Origin of the sequence: Pseudomonas saliphila (assembly GCF_008638345.1) — a bacterium.
In the GTDB taxonomy this organism is placed as follows: domain Bacteria; phylum Pseudomonadota; class Gammaproteobacteria; order Pseudomonadales; family Pseudomonadaceae; genus Halopseudomonas; species Halopseudomonas saliphila.
In genome coordinates this window covers 38,384-54,204 of the sequence record NZ_VTVA01000009.1, presented here as the reverse complement: position 1 = coordinate 54,204, position 15,821 = coordinate 38,384, and the positions used below count along the sequence as shown (strand labels likewise).

The 15,821-nt window shown below is 59.1% G+C and carries 15 protein-coding genes; 4 read left to right on the top strand and 11 right to left on the bottom strand.

What is annotated here, in order from left to right; all coding sequences use genetic code 11:
• Position 1: 1 nt before the first annotated feature.
• Positions 2-448, top strand: coding sequence for a DUF3592 domain-containing protein (locus FHK95_RS11480; RefSeq protein WP_150304768.1), 447 nt, complete (start codon positions 2-4; stop codon positions 446-448).
• A gap of 4 nt (positions 449-452) precedes the next feature.
• On the opposite strand, the gene FHK95_RS11475 is transcribed toward FHK95_RS11480, so the two are convergent.
• From FHK95_RS11475 to trxA, 4 genes are all read right to left on the bottom strand, one after another.
• A complete protein-coding gene (locus tag FHK95_RS11475; protein ID WP_150304767.1) occupies positions 453-1,427 on the bottom strand; it encodes a 2Fe-2S iron-sulfur cluster-binding protein in 975 nt (324 codons plus the stop codon).
• Positions 1,424-2,893 carry a 4-hydroxy-3-polyprenylbenzoate decarboxylase gene (gene ubiD / locus FHK95_RS11470; protein ID WP_150304766.1) on the bottom strand — a complete coding sequence of 490 codons (1,470 nt, stop codon included), beginning with the start codon at positions 2,891-2,893 and terminating at the stop codon, positions 1,424-1,426. Before ubiD ends, FHK95_RS11475 begins: the two co-directional genes overlap by 4 nt.
• Positions 2,894-3,014: 121 nt before the next feature.
• A complete protein-coding gene (gene rho, locus FHK95_RS11465) occupies positions 3,015-4,280 on the bottom strand; it encodes a transcription termination factor Rho (RefSeq protein WP_150304765.1) in 1,266 nt (421 codons plus the stop codon).
• A gap of 210 nt (positions 4,281-4,490) precedes the next feature.
• On the bottom strand, positions 4,491-4,817 hold the full coding sequence (gene trxA / locus FHK95_RS11460; RefSeq protein WP_150304764.1) for a thioredoxin TrxA: 327 nt from the start codon (positions 4,815-4,817) through the stop codon (positions 4,491-4,493).
• 168 nt (positions 4,818-4,985) lie between these two features.
• On the opposite strand from trxA, the gene ppx reads away from it, so the two are divergent.
• The gene (gene ppx, locus FHK95_RS11455) at positions 4,986-6,491 is read left to right on the top strand and encodes an exopolyphosphatase (RefSeq protein WP_150304763.1); all 1,506 of its coding nucleotides are present in this window, start codon (positions 4,986-4,988) and stop codon (positions 6,489-6,491) included.
• Here ppx and ppk1 read toward each other — a convergent pair.
• Genes ppk1 through FHK95_RS11440 form a run of 3 tightly spaced genes read right to left on the bottom strand, consistent with a single transcriptional unit; the run spans position 6,470 to position 10,997 of the window.
• Positions 6,470-8,701, bottom strand: a complete 2,232-nt coding sequence (ppk1, locus tag FHK95_RS11450; RefSeq protein WP_328592943.1) for a polyphosphate kinase 1 — start codon at positions 8,699-8,701, stop codon at positions 6,470-6,472. The two genes, ppx and ppk1, sit on opposite strands and share 22 nt — an antisense overlap.
• 10 nt (positions 8,702-8,711) lie before the next feature.
• Positions 8,712-9,725, bottom strand: coding sequence for a porphobilinogen synthase (gene hemB / locus FHK95_RS11445; protein WP_150304762.1), 1,014 nt, complete (start codon positions 9,723-9,725; stop codon positions 8,712-8,714).
• A gap of 42 nt (positions 9,726-9,767) precedes the next feature.
• Complete coding sequence (locus tag FHK95_RS11440; protein WP_150304761.1) at positions 9,768-10,997, bottom strand: GGDEF domain-containing protein; 1,230 nt, start codon at positions 10,995-10,997, stop codon at positions 9,768-9,770.
• A 255-nt stretch (positions 10,998-11,252) separates the two neighbouring features.
• Between FHK95_RS11440 and FHK95_RS11435 the strand changes: the two genes are divergently transcribed.
• A complete protein-coding gene (locus FHK95_RS11435) occupies positions 11,253-11,819 on the top strand; it encodes a DUF6436 domain-containing protein (protein WP_150304760.1) in 567 nt (188 codons plus the stop codon).
• Here FHK95_RS11435 and FHK95_RS11430 read toward each other — a convergent pair.
• Both FHK95_RS11430 and FHK95_RS11425 read right to left on the bottom strand, forming a co-directional pair.
• Positions 11,802-12,248 carry a YaiI/YqxD family protein gene (locus FHK95_RS11430; RefSeq protein WP_150304759.1) on the bottom strand — a complete coding sequence of 149 codons (447 nt, stop codon included), beginning with the start codon at positions 12,246-12,248 and terminating at the stop codon, positions 11,802-11,804. The genes FHK95_RS11435 and FHK95_RS11430 overlap by 18 nt on opposite strands.
• Positions 12,249-12,273: 25 nt before the next feature.
• Positions 12,274-14,187, bottom strand: a complete 1,914-nt coding sequence (locus tag FHK95_RS11425) for an ATP-binding cassette domain-containing protein (protein ID WP_150304758.1) — start codon at positions 14,185-14,187, stop codon at positions 12,274-12,276.
• 55 nt (positions 14,188-14,242) lie between these two features.
• On the opposite strand from FHK95_RS11425, the gene FHK95_RS11420 reads away from it, so the two are divergent.
• Positions 14,243-14,740, top strand: a complete 498-nt coding sequence (locus tag FHK95_RS11420) for a TIGR02444 family protein (protein ID WP_178114766.1) — start codon at positions 14,243-14,245, stop codon at positions 14,738-14,740.
• Between the two features lie 17 nt (positions 14,741-14,757).
• On the opposite strand, the gene FHK95_RS11415 is transcribed toward FHK95_RS11420, so the two are convergent.
• Positions 14,758-15,276 (bottom strand): AlgP family protein, encoded by a 519-nt coding sequence (locus FHK95_RS11415; protein WP_150304756.1) that lies wholly within the window; start codon positions 15,274-15,276, stop codon positions 14,758-14,760.
• Positions 15,277-15,278: 2 nt separating this feature from the next.
• Positions 15,279-15,761 carry a sigma D regulator gene (gene rsd, locus FHK95_RS11410; protein ID WP_150304755.1) on the bottom strand — a complete coding sequence of 161 codons (483 nt, stop codon included), beginning with the start codon at positions 15,759-15,761 and terminating at the stop codon, positions 15,279-15,281.
• Positions 15,762-15,821: the final 60 nt, after the last annotated feature.

The window sequence follows — 15,821 nt, the reverse complement described above, 5'->3', positions numbered from 1 at the left end:
GGTGCAGACGCATGGATCAAATGTCGTTCTGCGGCGGGCAGTGCGGCGTGGCCTGATTATTCTGGTGGTGTTCCTGCTGCTGATCGGCTCGTGGGAAAGCCGCCAGCGCATTGGTTATCAGCCAGCCGAAGCAACGGTGGTGACGGAGCGCCTGGGCCCTGGTGCGTTGTTCGGCGAGGTCCGTGAACTGGGCGTGCGTTACCGCTGGCAGGCCAGTCAGTATCTGGTCTTTATTCCGGTGGGAGCACTGGATAGGCTGAGTGGGCTCAACGAGCTGGCCGAAGGGAGTCAGGTACAGGTGCTGCTCGATCCACAGGAGCCACATCAAGCCATCTTCAACCATCTGACCCAGCGCTATCCGTTGACGCTGGCGACTGCCGTTTTACTGATAGTGGCTCTGCTGGTGCTGATGGCGCTGACGTGGCTGCGGCGCAGGCGCTGCAGCTGATGTTTCAGTCCCGAGGCGCGTAGGCAAATACATCGGAGTGCATCTGCTGCTCCGGCATCCCTGCTGCTACCAGCGCGTCCAGCGTGGCATAGACCATTCCGGGCGAGCCACTGACGTAGAACTCGTAGCATTCCAGATCAGACAGATCCTCACACACTGCCTCAGGCAACAAACCCTGACGCCCGGACCATCCCGGGTCATCGCTGACGATTTTGTGCAGGTAGACATTCGGCGCGGCCTGCCAATCATTCCAGTACGGCGCCTGGTAGAAGTCGGCGCCGTTGCGCACACCCCAATACAGATGAATCGGATGTGTGAAGCCGGTGCGGATGGCGTGCTGAATCATGCTTTGCATCTGCGCCAGGCCGGTGCCGGCAGCAATCATCACCAACGGCCGGTCTGGCAGGTCTCCCAGGTGGGCGTCACCAAAGGGCATCCTGACGCGCGCCATGCGTTCGCGGCGGATATGTTCCACCAGCGTCCACGCGGAGTGTTCGCGCACCAAGATATGCAGTTCGATGACGCGCTCCTCGCCCACATCGGACGCGATCGAGAAGGCCGAGGCCTGCTCGTCCGGGCGCTCCAGCAGAAGATACTGGCCAGCGTGATAGCGTAGCGGCTTGCCCGCCGGCGGGCGCAGGCGGATCCGCCAGACGTCGGCGCCAATCAGTTCTGCATCGATCAGCTGGCACGCCAGATTGCGCAGTGGCAGCTCCCCCGGACCTAACACATTCTCCCAGTACAGCTCACAATCGTTGAGCGGTTCGGTAACGCAGGTATAGAGTTCACCGCTGTGCTGCACCGCGTCGTCACCAGTCTGGCGAACGGAGCCGCTGATCAGATTGGCTGCGCAAATATGGCAGTTTCCGTTGCGGCAACTCTGCGGGACATCGAAGCCCAAACGTTTGGCCGCATCCAGAATGCGCTCGCCGGGCATCAATTCGAGTATATGCCCGGAGGGTTGTAGCGTGACTTTCATGAATCAATTCCCAGCTCGGCCCACATTGCATCAACGCGCTGCACAACAGCCGGGTCCTGGCTGATCGCGACACCCCATTCGCGGGTCGTTTCACCGGGCCACTTGTTGGTGGCGTCAAGGCCCATCTTGCTGCCCAAACCGGATACCGGCGAGGCAAAATCAAGGTAGTCGATAGGGGTATTGTCGATCATCACGGTATCGCGCTTGGGATCCATGCGCGTGGTAATGGCCCAGATCACGTCGTTCCAGTCACGAATGTTGATGTCATCATCGGTAACGATAACGAACTTGGTATACATGAACTGGCGCAAGAAGGACCAGACGCCGAGCATGACCCGTTTTGCATGGCCCGGGTACTGCTTCTTCATCGAGACGACAGCCATTCGATACGAGCACCCTTCGGGCGGCAGATAGAAGTCGGTGATCTCGGGAAACTGCTTTTGCAGAATGGGCACGAACACTTCGTTCAGTGCCACGCCCAGAATCGCAGGCTCATCCGGCGGGCGGCCGGTATAGGTGCTGTGGTAAATGGGCTTTTCGCGGCGGGTAATACGCTCGACGGTAAATACCGGGAAGCGGTCCACCTCATTGTAGTAACCGGTGTGATCACCAAAGGGGCCTTCTTCGGCCATTTCGCCGGGATGAATTACCCCTTCCAGAACAATTTCGGCACCCGCCGGGACCTGCAGCTCAGAGCCGCGGCATTTGACCAGTTCGGTGCGCTGGCCGCGCAGCAGGCCGGCAAAGGCATATTCGGAGAGGCTGTCTGGCACAGGCGTGACGGCGCCAAGAATGGTCGCCGGATCAGCGCCCAGCGCCACGGCCACCGGGAATGGCTGGCCAGGGTGCTTATCGCACCACTCCTTGAAATCCAGCGCACCACCCCGATGGCTCAGCCAGCGCATGATGACCTTGTTGCGGCCGATGACCTGTTGGCGATAGATGCCCAGGTTCTGGCGATCCTTGTGCGGCCCCTTGGTGACCACCAAACCCCAGGTGATCAGCGGGCCCGCATCGCCGGGCCAGCAGGTCTGTACGGGTATGGTGCCCAGGTCGACATCCTCGCCTTCCAGCACTACTTCCTGACAGGGCCCGTCACGCAGGACCTTGGGCGCCATGGAGATGATCTTTCTGAATATCGGTAGCTTGGACCAGGCGTCCTTCAAACCCTTTGGCGGATCAGGCTCCTTGAGAAACGCCAGCAGCTTGCCGATTTCGCGCAGTTCGCTGACATCCTCAGCACCCATGCCCAGCGCTACACGCTTGGGGGTACCGAACAGGTTGCCGAGCACGGGCATGTCAAAACCGGTAGGGTTTTCAAACAACAGAGCGGGGCCGGCCTTGCGCAGGGTGCGGTCGCAAATCTCGGTCATCTCGAGAACGGGGGATACAGGGGTCTGGATACGCTTGAGCTCACCGCGCTCTTCCAGGCCCTTGATGAAATCACGGAGGTCGGAATATTGCATCTGAGCTTTATGCCTCAATCTGCAAGCGGCAATCTAAGGAGGTGATGTTGCTGCTCGTGGGAGGGTGCCAGGCAGCTTCAGACGGAGCCCGCAAAGGCTCCGCCTGAAGCAGTACGGCAGCTTAGTTCTTGCTGCGCTTCATCGACTGGAAGAATTCGTCGTTGGTCTTGGTGTCCTTCAGACGATCCAGCAGGAACTCGATTGCAGCGATTTCGTCCATGGAGTGAAGAATCTTGCGCAGAATCCACATCCGCTGCAGTTCGTCCTCACTGGTGAGGAGCTCTTCGCGACGGGTACCGGAACGGTTGATATTGATGGCAGGGAATACACGCTTCTCGGCAATCTTGCGATCCAGGTGGATCTCCATATTACCGGTGCCCTTGAATTCCTCGTAGATCACTTCGTCCATCTTCGAGCCGGTATCCACCAGTGCCGTGGCGATGATGGTCAGGCTGCCGCCTTCCTCGATGTTGCGCGCAGCACCGAAGAAACGCTTGGGCTTTTCGAGGGCATGGGCATCGACACCACCAGTGAGGACCTTGCCGGAGCTCGGAATCACGGTGTTATAGGCGCGCGCCAGACGGGTGATGGAGTCAAGCAGAATGATGACATCCTTCTTGTGCTCGACCAGGCGCTTGGCCTTCTCGATCACCATCTCGGCGACCTGCACGTGACGGCTGGGTGGCTCGTCGAAGGTGGAGGCAACCACTTCGCCGCGCACGGTGCGCTGCATCTCGGTCACTTCTTCCGGACGCTCGTCAATCAGCAGAACAATCAAATGACACTCAGGATTATTCCGCGCGATGTTGGAGGCGATGTTCTGCAACATCAACGTCTTACCGGCCTTCGGTGGCGCTACCAACAGGCCCCGCTGACCCTTGCCGATAGGCGCACACAGATCAATGATCCGCGCCATAAGATCTTCAGTGGAACCGTTACCGGCTTCCATCTTCAATCGGTCATCAGGGAAAAGCGGCGTGAGGTTTTCAAACAGGATCTTGTTCTTGGTATTTTCCGGCCGATCGAAGTTGATCGAATCAACCTTGAGCAGCGCGAAATACCGTTCACCATCCTTGGGGGGGCGAATTTTGCCAGCGATCGAATCACCTGTTCTCAGGTTGAAGCGGCGAATCTGGCTGGGGGAAACATATATATCGTCCGGGCCGGCGAGATAAGAAGAGTCAGCCGATCGAAGGAAGCCAAAACCGTCTTGCAGAATTTCCAGAACACCGTCGCCGTGGATATCTTCTCCACCTTTGGCGTGCTTCTTCAGGATGGCAAAAATCACATCCTGCTTCCGCGATCGGCCCATGTTTTCAAGGCCCATCTGGTCTGCAGTTTCTAACAGTTCGGTAATTGGTCTTTGTTTGAGTTCGGTCAGGTTCATAGGTTCGATGAGTATGATTCTTTCGGCAGGACGGTTAGTAATAGGCCGCCACGTGAGGATGGGGCGATGGATTTGGCTGAAGTAGGGAAGCCATTGCCGCGGGGGGCGACAGGGAGTTGGAATGCAAATCTAGCACTGCAATGCGGTTGCGTCTAGAGAAAACGCCGAGAAAAAACGCTCCCCGAACGAAAAGTCCAGGGAGTGTAAGTATTAGATGTTGCTATCAAGAAATGCCGACAACTGAGACTTGGACAGGGCGCCGACCTTGGTCGCTTCTACATTGCCATCCTTGAACAGCATCAGAGTAGGAATGCCGCGCACGCCATACTTGGGCGGAGTGTCCGTATTCTCGTCGATGTTCAGCTTGCAGATCTTCAGTTTCCCAGCATAGTCCTTGGCGATTTCGTCCAGGACCGGGGCGATCATCTTGCATGGGCCACACCATTCAGCCCAGTAGTCAACCAATACAGGGCTATCTGCCTTCAGCACTTCAGTCTCGAAGCTGCTATCGGTGACATGCACGATCGAATCACTCATGAGTCTCTCCAGGGAGTTTTGTAGTAAGCAGGCAGGAATGGCAGACATGATAGCACCACCGCGCAGCATAGCAAAAGCCGGTGGTATTCATCGCGTGACACGATCGCTGGCCGGGCATAAGCGAGGCTTGGGATGCTAGAATTCGCAGACGACAATCCGAGGTGCCGCATGGCGAACAAGCAAAGGTCCGATTTTCCGCTGGTGGCCGCGATTGATTTGGGCTCGAACAGTTTCCACATGGCACTGGCCCGGGTTGAACACGGCGAGATGCGAATCCTCGAACGCCTGGGCGAGAAAGTCCAGCTGGCTGCGGGGCTGAGCGAGGAACGCGAACTCGACGAAGACTCCATGCAGCGGGGGCTCGATTGCGTTCGACGCTTCGCCCAGATGATCAATGGTCTGCCGGTTGGCGCCGTGAGAATAGTTGGCACCAGTGCGCTACGTGACGCGCGCAACCGCAGCCAATTCATCTATCAGGTGCAGCAGCTGCTCGGACATCAGGTTGATGTGATCTCCGGACGTGAAGAGGCGCGGCTGATCTACCTCGGCGTTGCGCATACCCTGTCGGATGATGAAGGCAAACGCCTGGTAGTGGACATTGGGGGCGGCAGTACTGAGTTCATAGTAGGTGAACGTTTCGAGCCGCTACTGCGTGAAAGCTTGCCGATTGGTTGTGTCAGTTACACCCGCAAATTTTTCGCCGATGGCAATATATCCGCCAGTAACTATTCGCGCGCCTATACGCTGGCACGCCTCGATTTGATGCAGATCGAGCAAAGTATTCAACGCCTGGGGTGGCGCGAAGCAGTTGGCGCCTCGGGCACCATCCGCTCCATCGGCCAATGTCTGGAGGCCGCCGGCCAGGGGCAAGGCGAAGTCACCCGTGAAGGGTTGCAGCGCCTCAAGCGCAGACTGATCAAGGTTGGCTCGGTCGACAAGCTGTCACTGCCGGGACTGAAGACAGATCGTCGTCCTATTCTGCCCGCTGGCGTAGCCATTCTCGAGGCGATCTTCGACGCGCTGGATGTTGACCGCATGGGACACTCCGAAGGTGCGTTGCGCGAAGGGGTGCTCTATGACCTGCTGGGTCGGCACCGCCATGAAGACGTCCGCGAACGCACGCTTGGCGCGCTGGCAGAGCGTTACCATGTGGACCCTGGTCAGGCCTGCCGTGTCGAGCGCAAGTCATTGAGTCTGCACGGTAAGGTGGCTGAAGCCTGGGGCTTCGAAGACGGCAAGCATGCCGATTTGCTGGGTTGGGCGGCGCGGCTGCACGAGGTGGGCAAGGGCATCGCGCACAACCAATATCACAAGCACGGCGCCTACCTGTTGGCGCACTCTGATCTGGCTGGATTCTCTCGGCAGGAGCAGCATGCTCTGGCTCTGCTTATCCGCGCGCAGAAGCGTGGCTTGCCGGGCAAGGAACGGCTCAGCGAGTTTGGTGAGGAAAGCGTGCTGATGCTGCGGCTGTGCATGCTGCTGCGACTGGCGATTCTTTATCACCATATCCGCGGTTATCAGGAAATGCCCGCGCTCAAGGCTGAGGCAGGGGATGATTTTCTGGTGCTCGAATTTCCGTCTGGCTGGCTGGATCGCAATCCGTTGACCCAGGCTGACTTCGATCAGGAAGCGCAGTTCTGGGCCAAGGTCGGCTACACGCTGACGGTGCGCTGAGGCGAATTGCTCAATTTCTCCAGCAGTGCGCTCTGTGCACTGCGCGGGATCTGGTTACCGGTTGGGGTGCTGCGCACATAGGTGCCGTCCGGCTGCAGAATCCAGCTCTGGGTGTTATCGGTTAGAAATACCTGCAGTTCCTGCTTGGCCCGGGAGATGAGTTTCTTGCCCTCGAGCGGGAAGCAGGTCTCCACACGGTGATCCAGGTTGCGCTCCATCAGATCCGCGCTGGACAACCACACCTGTTCGACCCCTCCATTGAGGAAGTAATACACGCGGCTGTGTTCAAGGAAGCGCCCGATGATCGAGCGCACCGTGATGTTATGCGACACCCCGGGAATGCCGGGGCGCAGGCAACACATGCCGCGCACGATCAGGTCGATCTTCACGCCGGACTGCGACGCCTTGTACATCGCCTTGATGATCTTGGCATCGGTCAGCGAATTGACCTTGGCAATGACATGCGCAGGTTTGCCAGCCTGTGCCGCCAGCGTTTCGCGGTTGATCAGCTCCAGCAGACGCTTCTTGAGGGTGAAGGGCGCCTGCAGCAGTTTTTTCATGCGCAGCATCTTGCCCATGCCGATCAGCTGGTTGAACAGCTTGTGCACATCCTCGGTCATCGCCAGATCCGACGTCAGAATGCTGTAATCGGTATAAAGGCGGGCGTTACCCGCATGATAGTTACCCGTTCCCATGTGCGCATAGCGGCGCAGGATGCGATCTTCGCGGCGCAGGATGAGCATCATCTTGGCGTGCGTCTTGTAGCCGACCACACCATAAATCACCACCGCGCCGGCCTGTTGTAAGCGGCTTGCCAGCTGCAGGTTGGATTCCTCGTCAAAGCGCGCGCGCAATTCAATCACCACCGTGACCTCCTTGCCGTTGCGCGCTGCCTCGACCAGGGCGTTGACGATCTCCGAGTTGGCCCCGGTGCGGTACAGGGTCTGTTTGATCGCCAGAACGTTCGGATCCTGGGCAGCCTGGCGCAACAGATCCGTCACCGGACTGAAGGACTCATAGGGATGCAGCAGCAGGATGTCCTGCTTGCTGATCGCCTGGAACAGGTTGTCCGAGTTAGACAGAACCTTCGGCAGAGCAGAGCTGAACGGCGGAAACTGCAATTCCGGGTGGTTCTCGAGCGCCGTGACCGAAAAGAGTCGCGTGAGGTTTACCGGCCCCTGGACCTGGTATAGCTCCTGATCGCTCAGACCAAATTGCTTGAGCAGGAAGTCGGTCAGCGGTTTCGGACAATTGCTGGCGACTTCCAGGCGCACCGCATCACCGTAGCGACGCGATAACAGCTCGCCCCGTAAAGCGCGCGCCAGGTCATCCACCTCGTCGGGATCAACAATCAGATCCGCGTTACGCGTCAAACGAAACTGATAACACCCGAGCACCTTCATGCCGGGGAACAGGTCGTCGGCGTGTGCGTGAATCACCGAGGAGAGGAACACGAAGTCGTCTTCGCCACTGGATAGCTCCTGCGGCAAACGAATCAGCCGGGGCAGGGAGCGCGGGGCCGGGATGATCGCCAGGCCCGAATCGCGGCCGAAGGCGTCGGTACCCTCTAGCTGGCAGATGAAATTGAGGCTCTTGTTCACCAGCAGCGGGAAGGGGTGCGTGGGATCCAGCCCGATGGGACTGATGATAGGTGCTACTTCCTGACGAAAATAACGGCGCACCCACATGGTCTGCTTGTGGGTCCATTGATGCCTGCGCACGAAGCGGATGCCCTCAGCAGCAAGCTGAGGTAGTAGCACGTCGTTGAGGATCGAATACTGACGGCTGACCTGCTCGTGGGCCAGCTCGCTGATTCGGCTCAATACCTGCTGCGGCTGCAGGCCATCGGGACCCGTCTGTTCACGGGCGAAAGTAATCTGCTTCTTCAGCCCCGCCACGCGAATCTCAAAAAATTCATCCATATTTCCGGAGAAGATCAGCAGAAATTTCAGCCGTTCCAGCAACGGATAGGACTCATCCAGCGCCTGTTCCAGCACGCGGATATTGAACTGCAGTTGCGACAACTCGCGATGGATAAACAGCTCCGGCGCGTTGATGTCAGCGGCGAAGGGTGTCGGCACCGCCGGCTGCACGACAGGCATCAGTCGCGTCTCGCTGCTCTCGGTTTCAGCGATGATGAGACTGTCCTGCGGGGTATGATCGGACGCGGCAATCGGGTCGTCTTCGCGTACGCTGTTGGGCTGCTGCATTATTTCCTCGTTAGTTGCGCTCGCGTAACTGGCGTGCTGCGGTTTTGGCGTAATAGGTCAGGATGGCGTCGGCACCGGCGCGCTTGAAGCCAATCAGTGACTCAAGAATCACGGCTTCGCTGAGCCAGCCGTTGGCGATGGCGGCCTGATGCATGGCGTATTCGCCGCTCACTTGATACACGAAGGTAGGCGCGCCGAAGGTGTCCTTCACCCGACGAATGATGTCCAGGTAGGGCATGCCCGGCTTGATCATTACCATGTCCGCGCCTTCGGCCATATCCTGAGCAACCTCCTGAAGGGCCTCGTTGCTGTTGGCCGGATCCATCTGGTAAGTAGCCTTGTCGCTCTTGCCGAGGTTGCCTGCAGAGCCCACCGCATCGCGGAAGGGGCCATAGTAGGCACTGGCGTATTTTGCAGAATAGGCAAGGATCCGGGTGTGCACATAGCCGGCCGATTCGAGTGCCTGGCGCATGGCGCCGACGCGGCCATCCATCATGTCCGAAGGTGCGACGATGTCGGCACCGGCTTCAGCATGCGACAGCGTCTGCTTTACCAGTGCCTCGATGGTGATGTCGTTCTGTACATAGCCGTTGGCATCGATGATTCCGTCCTGACCATGGGTGGTAAAGGGGTCCAGGGCTACATCGGTGATAATGCCCAGCTGCGGAAAGCGCTCTTTGAGCGCGCGCGTCGCACGCTGCGCGAGGCCTTGGGGATTCCAGGCTTCGGCCGCATCCAGCGATTTGGACTCAACCGGGGTGACTGGGAACAGTGCAATGGCGGGGATTCCCAATTCAACAATTTCAGCGGCTTCTTCCAACAACAGATCGATGGACAGTCGCTCGATTCCGGGCATGGAGGCGACGGGCTCACGCTGCTGAGTGCCTTCAAGAACAAAGACCGGGTAGATCAGATCATCAGCGCTCAGCTGATTTTCACGTACCAGGCGGCGCGAAAAATCATCGCGGCGCAGGCGACGAGGACGGCTGAGTGGATACTGACGACTGGTATTGGCAAAACTCACGTAGACTCCCGTGGCGCAAACAAAGCGCCCATCTGGTTACATTTATACGTCCAGATTATGACGGAATTGCGACAGTAAGCGTAATGCCATTTGGTCTTGTAGATTTTCGGCTGGCTCAGGGGCCAGTTCGACACGGTTCCGGCCGAGCGCCTTTGCCCGGTACAAGGCAGCATCGGCGGCGGCAACCAGAGTATCAAAGGTGAAGCCTTGCTGGTCCGTGCAAGCGACGCCCAGGCTTGCGCTCAGCTTGACCGGGGTGCTCGCCGACTGCCAGGGCTCGCGGCACAGGCCGAGGCGGATGCGCTCTGCTACCTGTCGCGCGCTCTCAGTATCCAGCCCGGGCAATATCAGAATGAATTCTTCTCCACCGAAACGGCCGAGCAAGTCGTTCGAGCGCATTTGCTGGCGGATACGCGCAACCATATGGCAGAGCACGGCATCCCCGGTCTGGTGGCCGAACTCATCGTTGATACGCTTGAAGTGATCTGCGTCCAGCATCAGCAGGGTGACAGGATAGGATTGCTCGTTGGCCACCTGCAATACACGGGACGCCTGCTCCTGCAGGCTGCGACGGTTCAGGGTGTCCGTCAGCGCATCGCGTTGAGACAGGGTGTGCAGCGCCATCGTAGTGCGATAGTGCGTCATGAGAATGAAACCGCTAACCAGTCCTATCTGCGCGACCATGGCGCCAAGCAGGGTAACGGTTTGCATTGGCGTGCGGACTGCATTTCCGTCAATGCCCAGCTTCAAGCTGGACAGGGCGCGCAGGGTGAGGCCGACAGCGCAGAACAGGGCAACACCCCCGGTGAACCAGTAGGCGGTGCGAAGAGGGCGCTCCGCGGGAACCAGTAGCTCCCAGGCGCAGAGCATGCTCATGCCGGCGAGAATGATCGACGAGACGGCAAGGCGCGCAGCGTAGCTTTCCTGTTGAAAGCTGAAGATCGACATCAGCACGATCATCGAGACGGCCGCGCCAATGGGGCCAGCTTGCGGCTGACTCAAACCCTTGAATGCGCGAATTCCGAGCCAGGAAATACCAATGCCAAGCGCCATCAGAGCATTGGCAATGATCACCGAGAGGCTATCATTGACGACGTCGAGATTAGCGCTGAGCAGCAGACCAAGCATCAACGCGAAATTGCCCACGGCCCAGTGGCGCAGCCCTTTATCGGGACCCGCGTGCCACGCCGCTATCGACAATAGCAGCGTCATGCATAGCGTAACCAGAGACAGGGTTACGCCTAGCGTGATGAGGTCAAGTTCTGCGGGCATGTGAGACTATCGTCCTTGTCCGGCGGAGGTGGCCGGGTGCTACTTCGGATATCCAAATTAGGATCTGTTTGGAGTTACAACCATACCAGCAGACCATTGCGCGCTGGATCGGTTCCATTTGGAACTGTGGTCAAGTCGGCAGTTAATCTGGCCTGGAGGTAGTGATTTGTGCCGGTGCTCCCCGTGCCTCGCTCAAGCGGGTGAGGTGGAGCCTGGCATCAACTTCCAGTGCTGGCCTTTTGAGATACTCGGAGCATGCATAAAGTTCATCGTAATGTTTGGGTGGTGTTATTGCTGGCGTGCTGGGTGGCGGGGCTGGTGTGGGCGCTGACATGGTACGAGAGCCGCTATATAAAGCCTTTTGAGCGTCCGGCGTTGTTCGATGGTGTCTCGGTGGCGCCGCCGTTTGAGGCTGCCGCGGTACAGGTGCTGCATGTCTGGCAAGCTGGCTGTCCCTGTAATGGCGGACATCAGGCTTACGTAAACGAGATGACCGAGCGCTTTGCACAGCAGGGGGTGCTCTTTGCGCGTTCAGGACAGCGGGGTCTGGATGCCTTGCCCCAGGCGTTGCGTCAGTTGCCTTACTGGCCAATGCCGACAGCCTGGTCTGCCTGGCCGGGTGCGCCTGCTGTAGCAATCTGGGGAGCCGACGGGCGTCTCGCTTATGTCGGGCCCTATAGCGATGGCGCCAGCTGCAGTGAGGACAGCAGTTTTGTCGAGCCGGTGATCCGCGCGTTGCTGGCTGGCCGGCAGGTCGATATCACGCGGCAGGATACGGTGTCCTGCCTGTGCGACATCGAACAATCAGAGCCTGGAGAGTAGGCGATCCAGCGCGTTGGCGAAGGCTTGCTTGTCTCGATCGTTGTAGGGGGCAGGGCCGCTGCGACCGGCCAGGCCGGCGCCGCGCAGCTCATCCATCAGATTGCGAACGGCCAGCCGTTCGCCAACGCTCGACTCATCATAGATCTCGCCTCGCGGGTTGATCGCGGTCACCTTGCGCTCAACCAGACCGGCCGCCAGCGGAATGTCGGCGGTGACAACCAGATCGCCGGGTCGCGAGTGATCAATGATGTACTGGTCGGCAACATCCGGCCCGCTAGGGACTATCACCTGCCGAACACCTGGCCCAGGGGGGAGTTGTTGTGCGCTGTTCGCGACCAGCACCAGTTCGATTTGCCGGCGACGGGCAGCTTTCACCACGATATCGCGAACCGGGCGCGGGCAGGCATCGGCATCAATCCACAGCGTCATTTTGATTTCCTGTCAGTTGAGCAGCTCAGACGGAATGGCTCTCGAGTTCTTCGCTTGCTTCCAGCCATTGCTCTTCCAGTTGATTGATCTGCTGCCGGCAAGCGGCCTGTCTGCTCAGTAATGCCTTGAGCTGATCTTTCATGGCTGCGGAATAGATGTCGCTGTCCGCCAGCTCGGCCTCGATGCGGAGCAGCTCGGCCTGCGCTTCGCTCATTTGTTTCTCGAGCTTTTCCACGCTTTTTCTCAAGGGCGCCAGACGCTTGCGTTCCTCTGCTGCGAGGCGTCGCTGGGTCTTGGCATCAATCCGTTCCCCTTCGGTTTCAGCATTTGCTGGCGCGTTGGCCGCGCGAAGTTCGTCCGCCTGTTGCTGGCGGAACCGCGCCAACCAGCGGGTATAGGTATCCAGGTCCTCTTCGTAGGTCTCCAGTTTACCGTCGGCAACCAGCCAGAGTTCGTCGGTGGTATCGCGGATCAATGCGCGATCGTGGGACACCAGCAACATGGCCCCCTCGAAGGCCTGCAGAGCGACCGTCAGCGCATGACGCATTTCCATATCCAGATGGTTGGTCGGCTCGTCGAGCAGCAGCAGATTGGGCTTCTCCCAGGCGATCAGTGCGAGCGCCAGGCGGGCCTTCTCACCGCCGGAAAAGTTCAGGACAGGCTCTTCCACCCGCGCGCCATGGAAGTCGAACCCGCCAAGAAAATTGCGCAGCGACTGCTCGCGTTCCTGGGGGGCAATACGCGCCAGGTGCAGCAAGGGGCTGGCTTTGGGATCCAGACTGTCCAGTTGGTGCTGGGCAAAATAGCCGATCGCCAGATGCTCGCTGGCTTTCATCTCGCCACCCATCAACTTCAGGCTCCCAGCGAGGGTTTTGATCAAGGTGGATTTGCCGGCTCCGTTGGGCCCCAGCACACCGATACGAGCCCCGGGCACCAACTGCAATTTCACCTGACGCAGAATCGCCTGCTCGCCGTAACCCAGCACACCTTCATGCATGTCGATCAGCGGGCTAGGGTGCTTGTCGGCCTCGCGGAAGCTGAAGGAGAAGGGTGAGTCAAGGTGGGCCGGGCTCAGCGTTTCCATACGCTCCAGGGCCTTCAGTCGGCTCTGAGCCTGCTTGGCCTTGGTCGCCTGGGCGCGGAAGCGCGCAATGTACTTCTGCATGTGCTCACGTTGCGCCTGCTGCTTTTCGAATGCGGCTTGCTGCTGGGTCAGGCGCTCAGCGCGGGTCCGCTCAAACTGGGTGTAGCCGCCGCGGTACAGCGTCAGCTGCTTGGCTTCGACATGAACGATATATTCAACCACCGCATCGAGAAAATCGCGGTCGTGGGAAATCAGCAGCAGGGTGCCCTGATAGGCCTTGAGCCAGTCTTCCAGCCAGAGGATGGCATCAAGATCCAGGTGGTTGGTTGGCTCATCCAGCAACAACAAATCCGACGGGCACATCAGCGCCTGCGCCAGGTTGAGTCGCATCCGCCAGCCACCGGAGAAATCACCCACTCGCGATTCGCACTGTTCGGTGGTAAAGCCCAGGCCGGCGAGCAACACGCGGGCGCGGGCGTCGGCGCTGAAGCCATTATGCGATTCGAGTTCGGCGTACAGCGTGCCAAGGGCATGGTTGTCATGCTCGTCTTCGGCGCGACGCAGCCGCTGTTGGATCTGGCGCAGGCGCTGATCGCCATCAAGCACATAATCCACCGCCAAGCGATCCAGGTTGTCTATTTCCTGGCGCATATGGGCAATGCGCCAATCGGCAGGTATGGTGCAACTGCCGCCATCGGGCGTGAGTTCGCCCTGGAGCAAAGCAAAGAGGCTGGATTTGCCGGCGCCGTTGGTGCCGAGCAAACCAGCCTTTTGACCCGGGTGGAGGGTCAGGTCGGCGTTTTCCAGCAGGCGCAAGGCGCCACGCTGAAGAGTCAGGGATTCAATTTTGATCATGCGCGGGAGTATATCAGCGCACTGGCGGCCTGTGAGCTGCCAGCAGGGGGCGAACGTGAACGAATCAGTACCGACTCAATCAGGCGCCGGGTTACGCCGGTTCGCAGAAACACTCTATGAGCAGCCCGGCGTCGAGCGATTGCTGCTCGATCTGCAGGATAACTATGGCTGCGATGTGCTGTTACTGCTCTATGCCTGCTGGCTGGGACAGCGGCGCGAGGCGGCTTGCTTCGCACGCTGGGAGGCTGTTACCGACTGGCATTGGACCTGGCAGGCGCAAGTGGTTACGCCGCTGCGCAGTGCGCGGCGCTTTCTGAAGGGACGAGAAGATTCGGCCGAGTTGTATCAGAACGTGAAGGGCTGCGAGCTGGAAGCTGAGCGGCTACAGCTTGAGCGGCTGGAAAGGCATGATCGCGGGATTGCGATGGATATCAGGCTGGACAATTCGGTTGAAGAGCAGCTGGCAGCCTGTTGCGATGCGCAGAGCATCGATTCCAGCGCAGGGTTGCGTGAGCGGCTTGATCGGCTGGCGGCGCTGGCGACGCGAAGGTAGCGTCGCCAGCCCGTTGCTCAGGCGGTTTTGGCGGTGGTAGTTGGCTTCTGGTTGGCACTTTTGGCGCGACTTCTGCGCGGCCCGCTGCGTGGCCGGGGCGCTGGAGCCTGGTCGGGATTGTCACGCTTATCAATCGCCTGGCTGACCTGGCCGTCAATCCGCTCAAAGCCCTTGGCCAGGCGCAATGTCTGGCGGATATCAAGGCGCAGCTGTTTGACGTAGGCATCCGCTGAGTTTCGTGCGTCGCTTAGCTCGACCAGCGCCGCCTCCAGCTCATCCACCCGGGCCTGAGCCTTGCTGACCGACTTGTGCTCTTCACCGCTCTGGCGTGCGGCCAGTTTTCCCCGCGCTTCGCTCAGCTTTTCATCGAGCTTGGCTTTCTGGCGGTCGAGCTTCTCCAGTGCCTTGACGGCATCCTGTTCAGCTTGTTCGCATGCCTCGGCCAGTTGTTCATTCAACGTGCGGGTCAGCGTCTGTAGCAGGTGCAGGGGAGTTGGCACCCGTGAAGATTTCTTGCCTGGGGAAGTGGCTGTCACAATTACTCCGATTTTTCAGGGGTGCTGAGCAGATCCTGATGGCAGTTATGCAACACTTCGATGAGGCAATCCTCTAATTCGAAACGTTCATGCAGCAAGCCGCCCAGCACTTTGAGTTCCTTCTGCATAGTTTCTTCGTCGAAATCGCTGGTGTCGCCATATTGGTCATTGAATGTCAGCGCGGCCTGGGTAGTGGTCTCAATGCGTGGATACACCTGGCCAGCGAGATCCAGACTGCGGACATCCTGCAACTCCTCGGCCTCGCGGGTCAGCTGCTCATAGATCTCGAAATGACCAGCACAGACATAATCGATCAGAATGGTGCAGAAGGAGCCAAGTGCCTGCTCCGGCTGAGCAGTTGCCGGATCTCGGTTACGCAGGGCAGTGAATTCCAGAACAACCTGCTTGCGCTCGGCCAGCCAGCGATCGACCATTTGATTAACACCGCCCCAACGTTCCTGGGCTGTAGTGCAGCTGTCCAGCATTTTACACCTCTTCAGTGAGCGATCGTCATACCGGCGACCGAGATCCGGAGTGCTTGTTTC

Excerpts from the sequence above, each read along its gene's own strand:
- ubiD (WP_150304766.1), bottom strand. The coding sequence starts at position 2,893 with ATGCAATATTCCGACCTCCGTGATTTCATCAAGGGCCTGGAAGAGCGC.
- FHK95_RS11475 (WP_150304767.1), bottom strand. The coding sequence starts at position 1,427 with ATGAAAGTCACGCTACAACCCTCCGGGCATATACTCGAATTGATGCCC.
- FHK95_RS11435 (WP_150304760.1), top strand. The coding sequence starts at position 11,253 with ATGCATAAAGTTCATCGTAATGTTTGGGTGGTGTTATTGCTGGCGTGC.
- ppk1 (WP_328592943.1), bottom strand. The coding sequence starts at position 8,701 with ATGCAGCAGCCCAACAGCGTACGCGAAGACGACCCGATTGCCGCGTCC.
- trxA (WP_150304764.1), bottom strand. The coding sequence starts at position 4,817 with ATGAGTGATTCGATCGTGCATGTCACCGATAGCAGCTTCGAGACTGAA.
- rho (WP_150304765.1), bottom strand. The coding sequence starts at position 4,280 with ATGAACCTGACCGAACTCAAACAAAGACCAATTACCGAACTGTTAGAA.
- ppx (WP_150304763.1), top strand. The coding sequence starts at position 4,986 with ATGGCGAACAAGCAAAGGTCCGATTTTCCGCTGGTGGCCGCGATTGAT.
- rsd (WP_150304755.1), bottom strand. The coding sequence starts at position 15,761 with ATGCTGGACAGCTGCACTACAGCCCAGGAACGTTGGGGCGGTGTTAAT.
- FHK95_RS11425 (WP_150304758.1), bottom strand. The coding sequence starts at position 14,187 with ATGATCAAAATTGAATCCCTGACTCTTCAGCGTGGCGCCTTGCGCCTG.
- FHK95_RS11440 (WP_150304761.1), bottom strand. The coding sequence starts at position 10,997 with ATGCCCGCAGAACTTGACCTCATCACGCTAGGCGTAACCCTGTCTCTG.
- FHK95_RS11430 (WP_150304759.1), bottom strand. The coding sequence starts at position 12,248 with ATGACGCTGTGGATTGATGCCGATGCCTGCCCGCGCCCGGTTCGCGAT.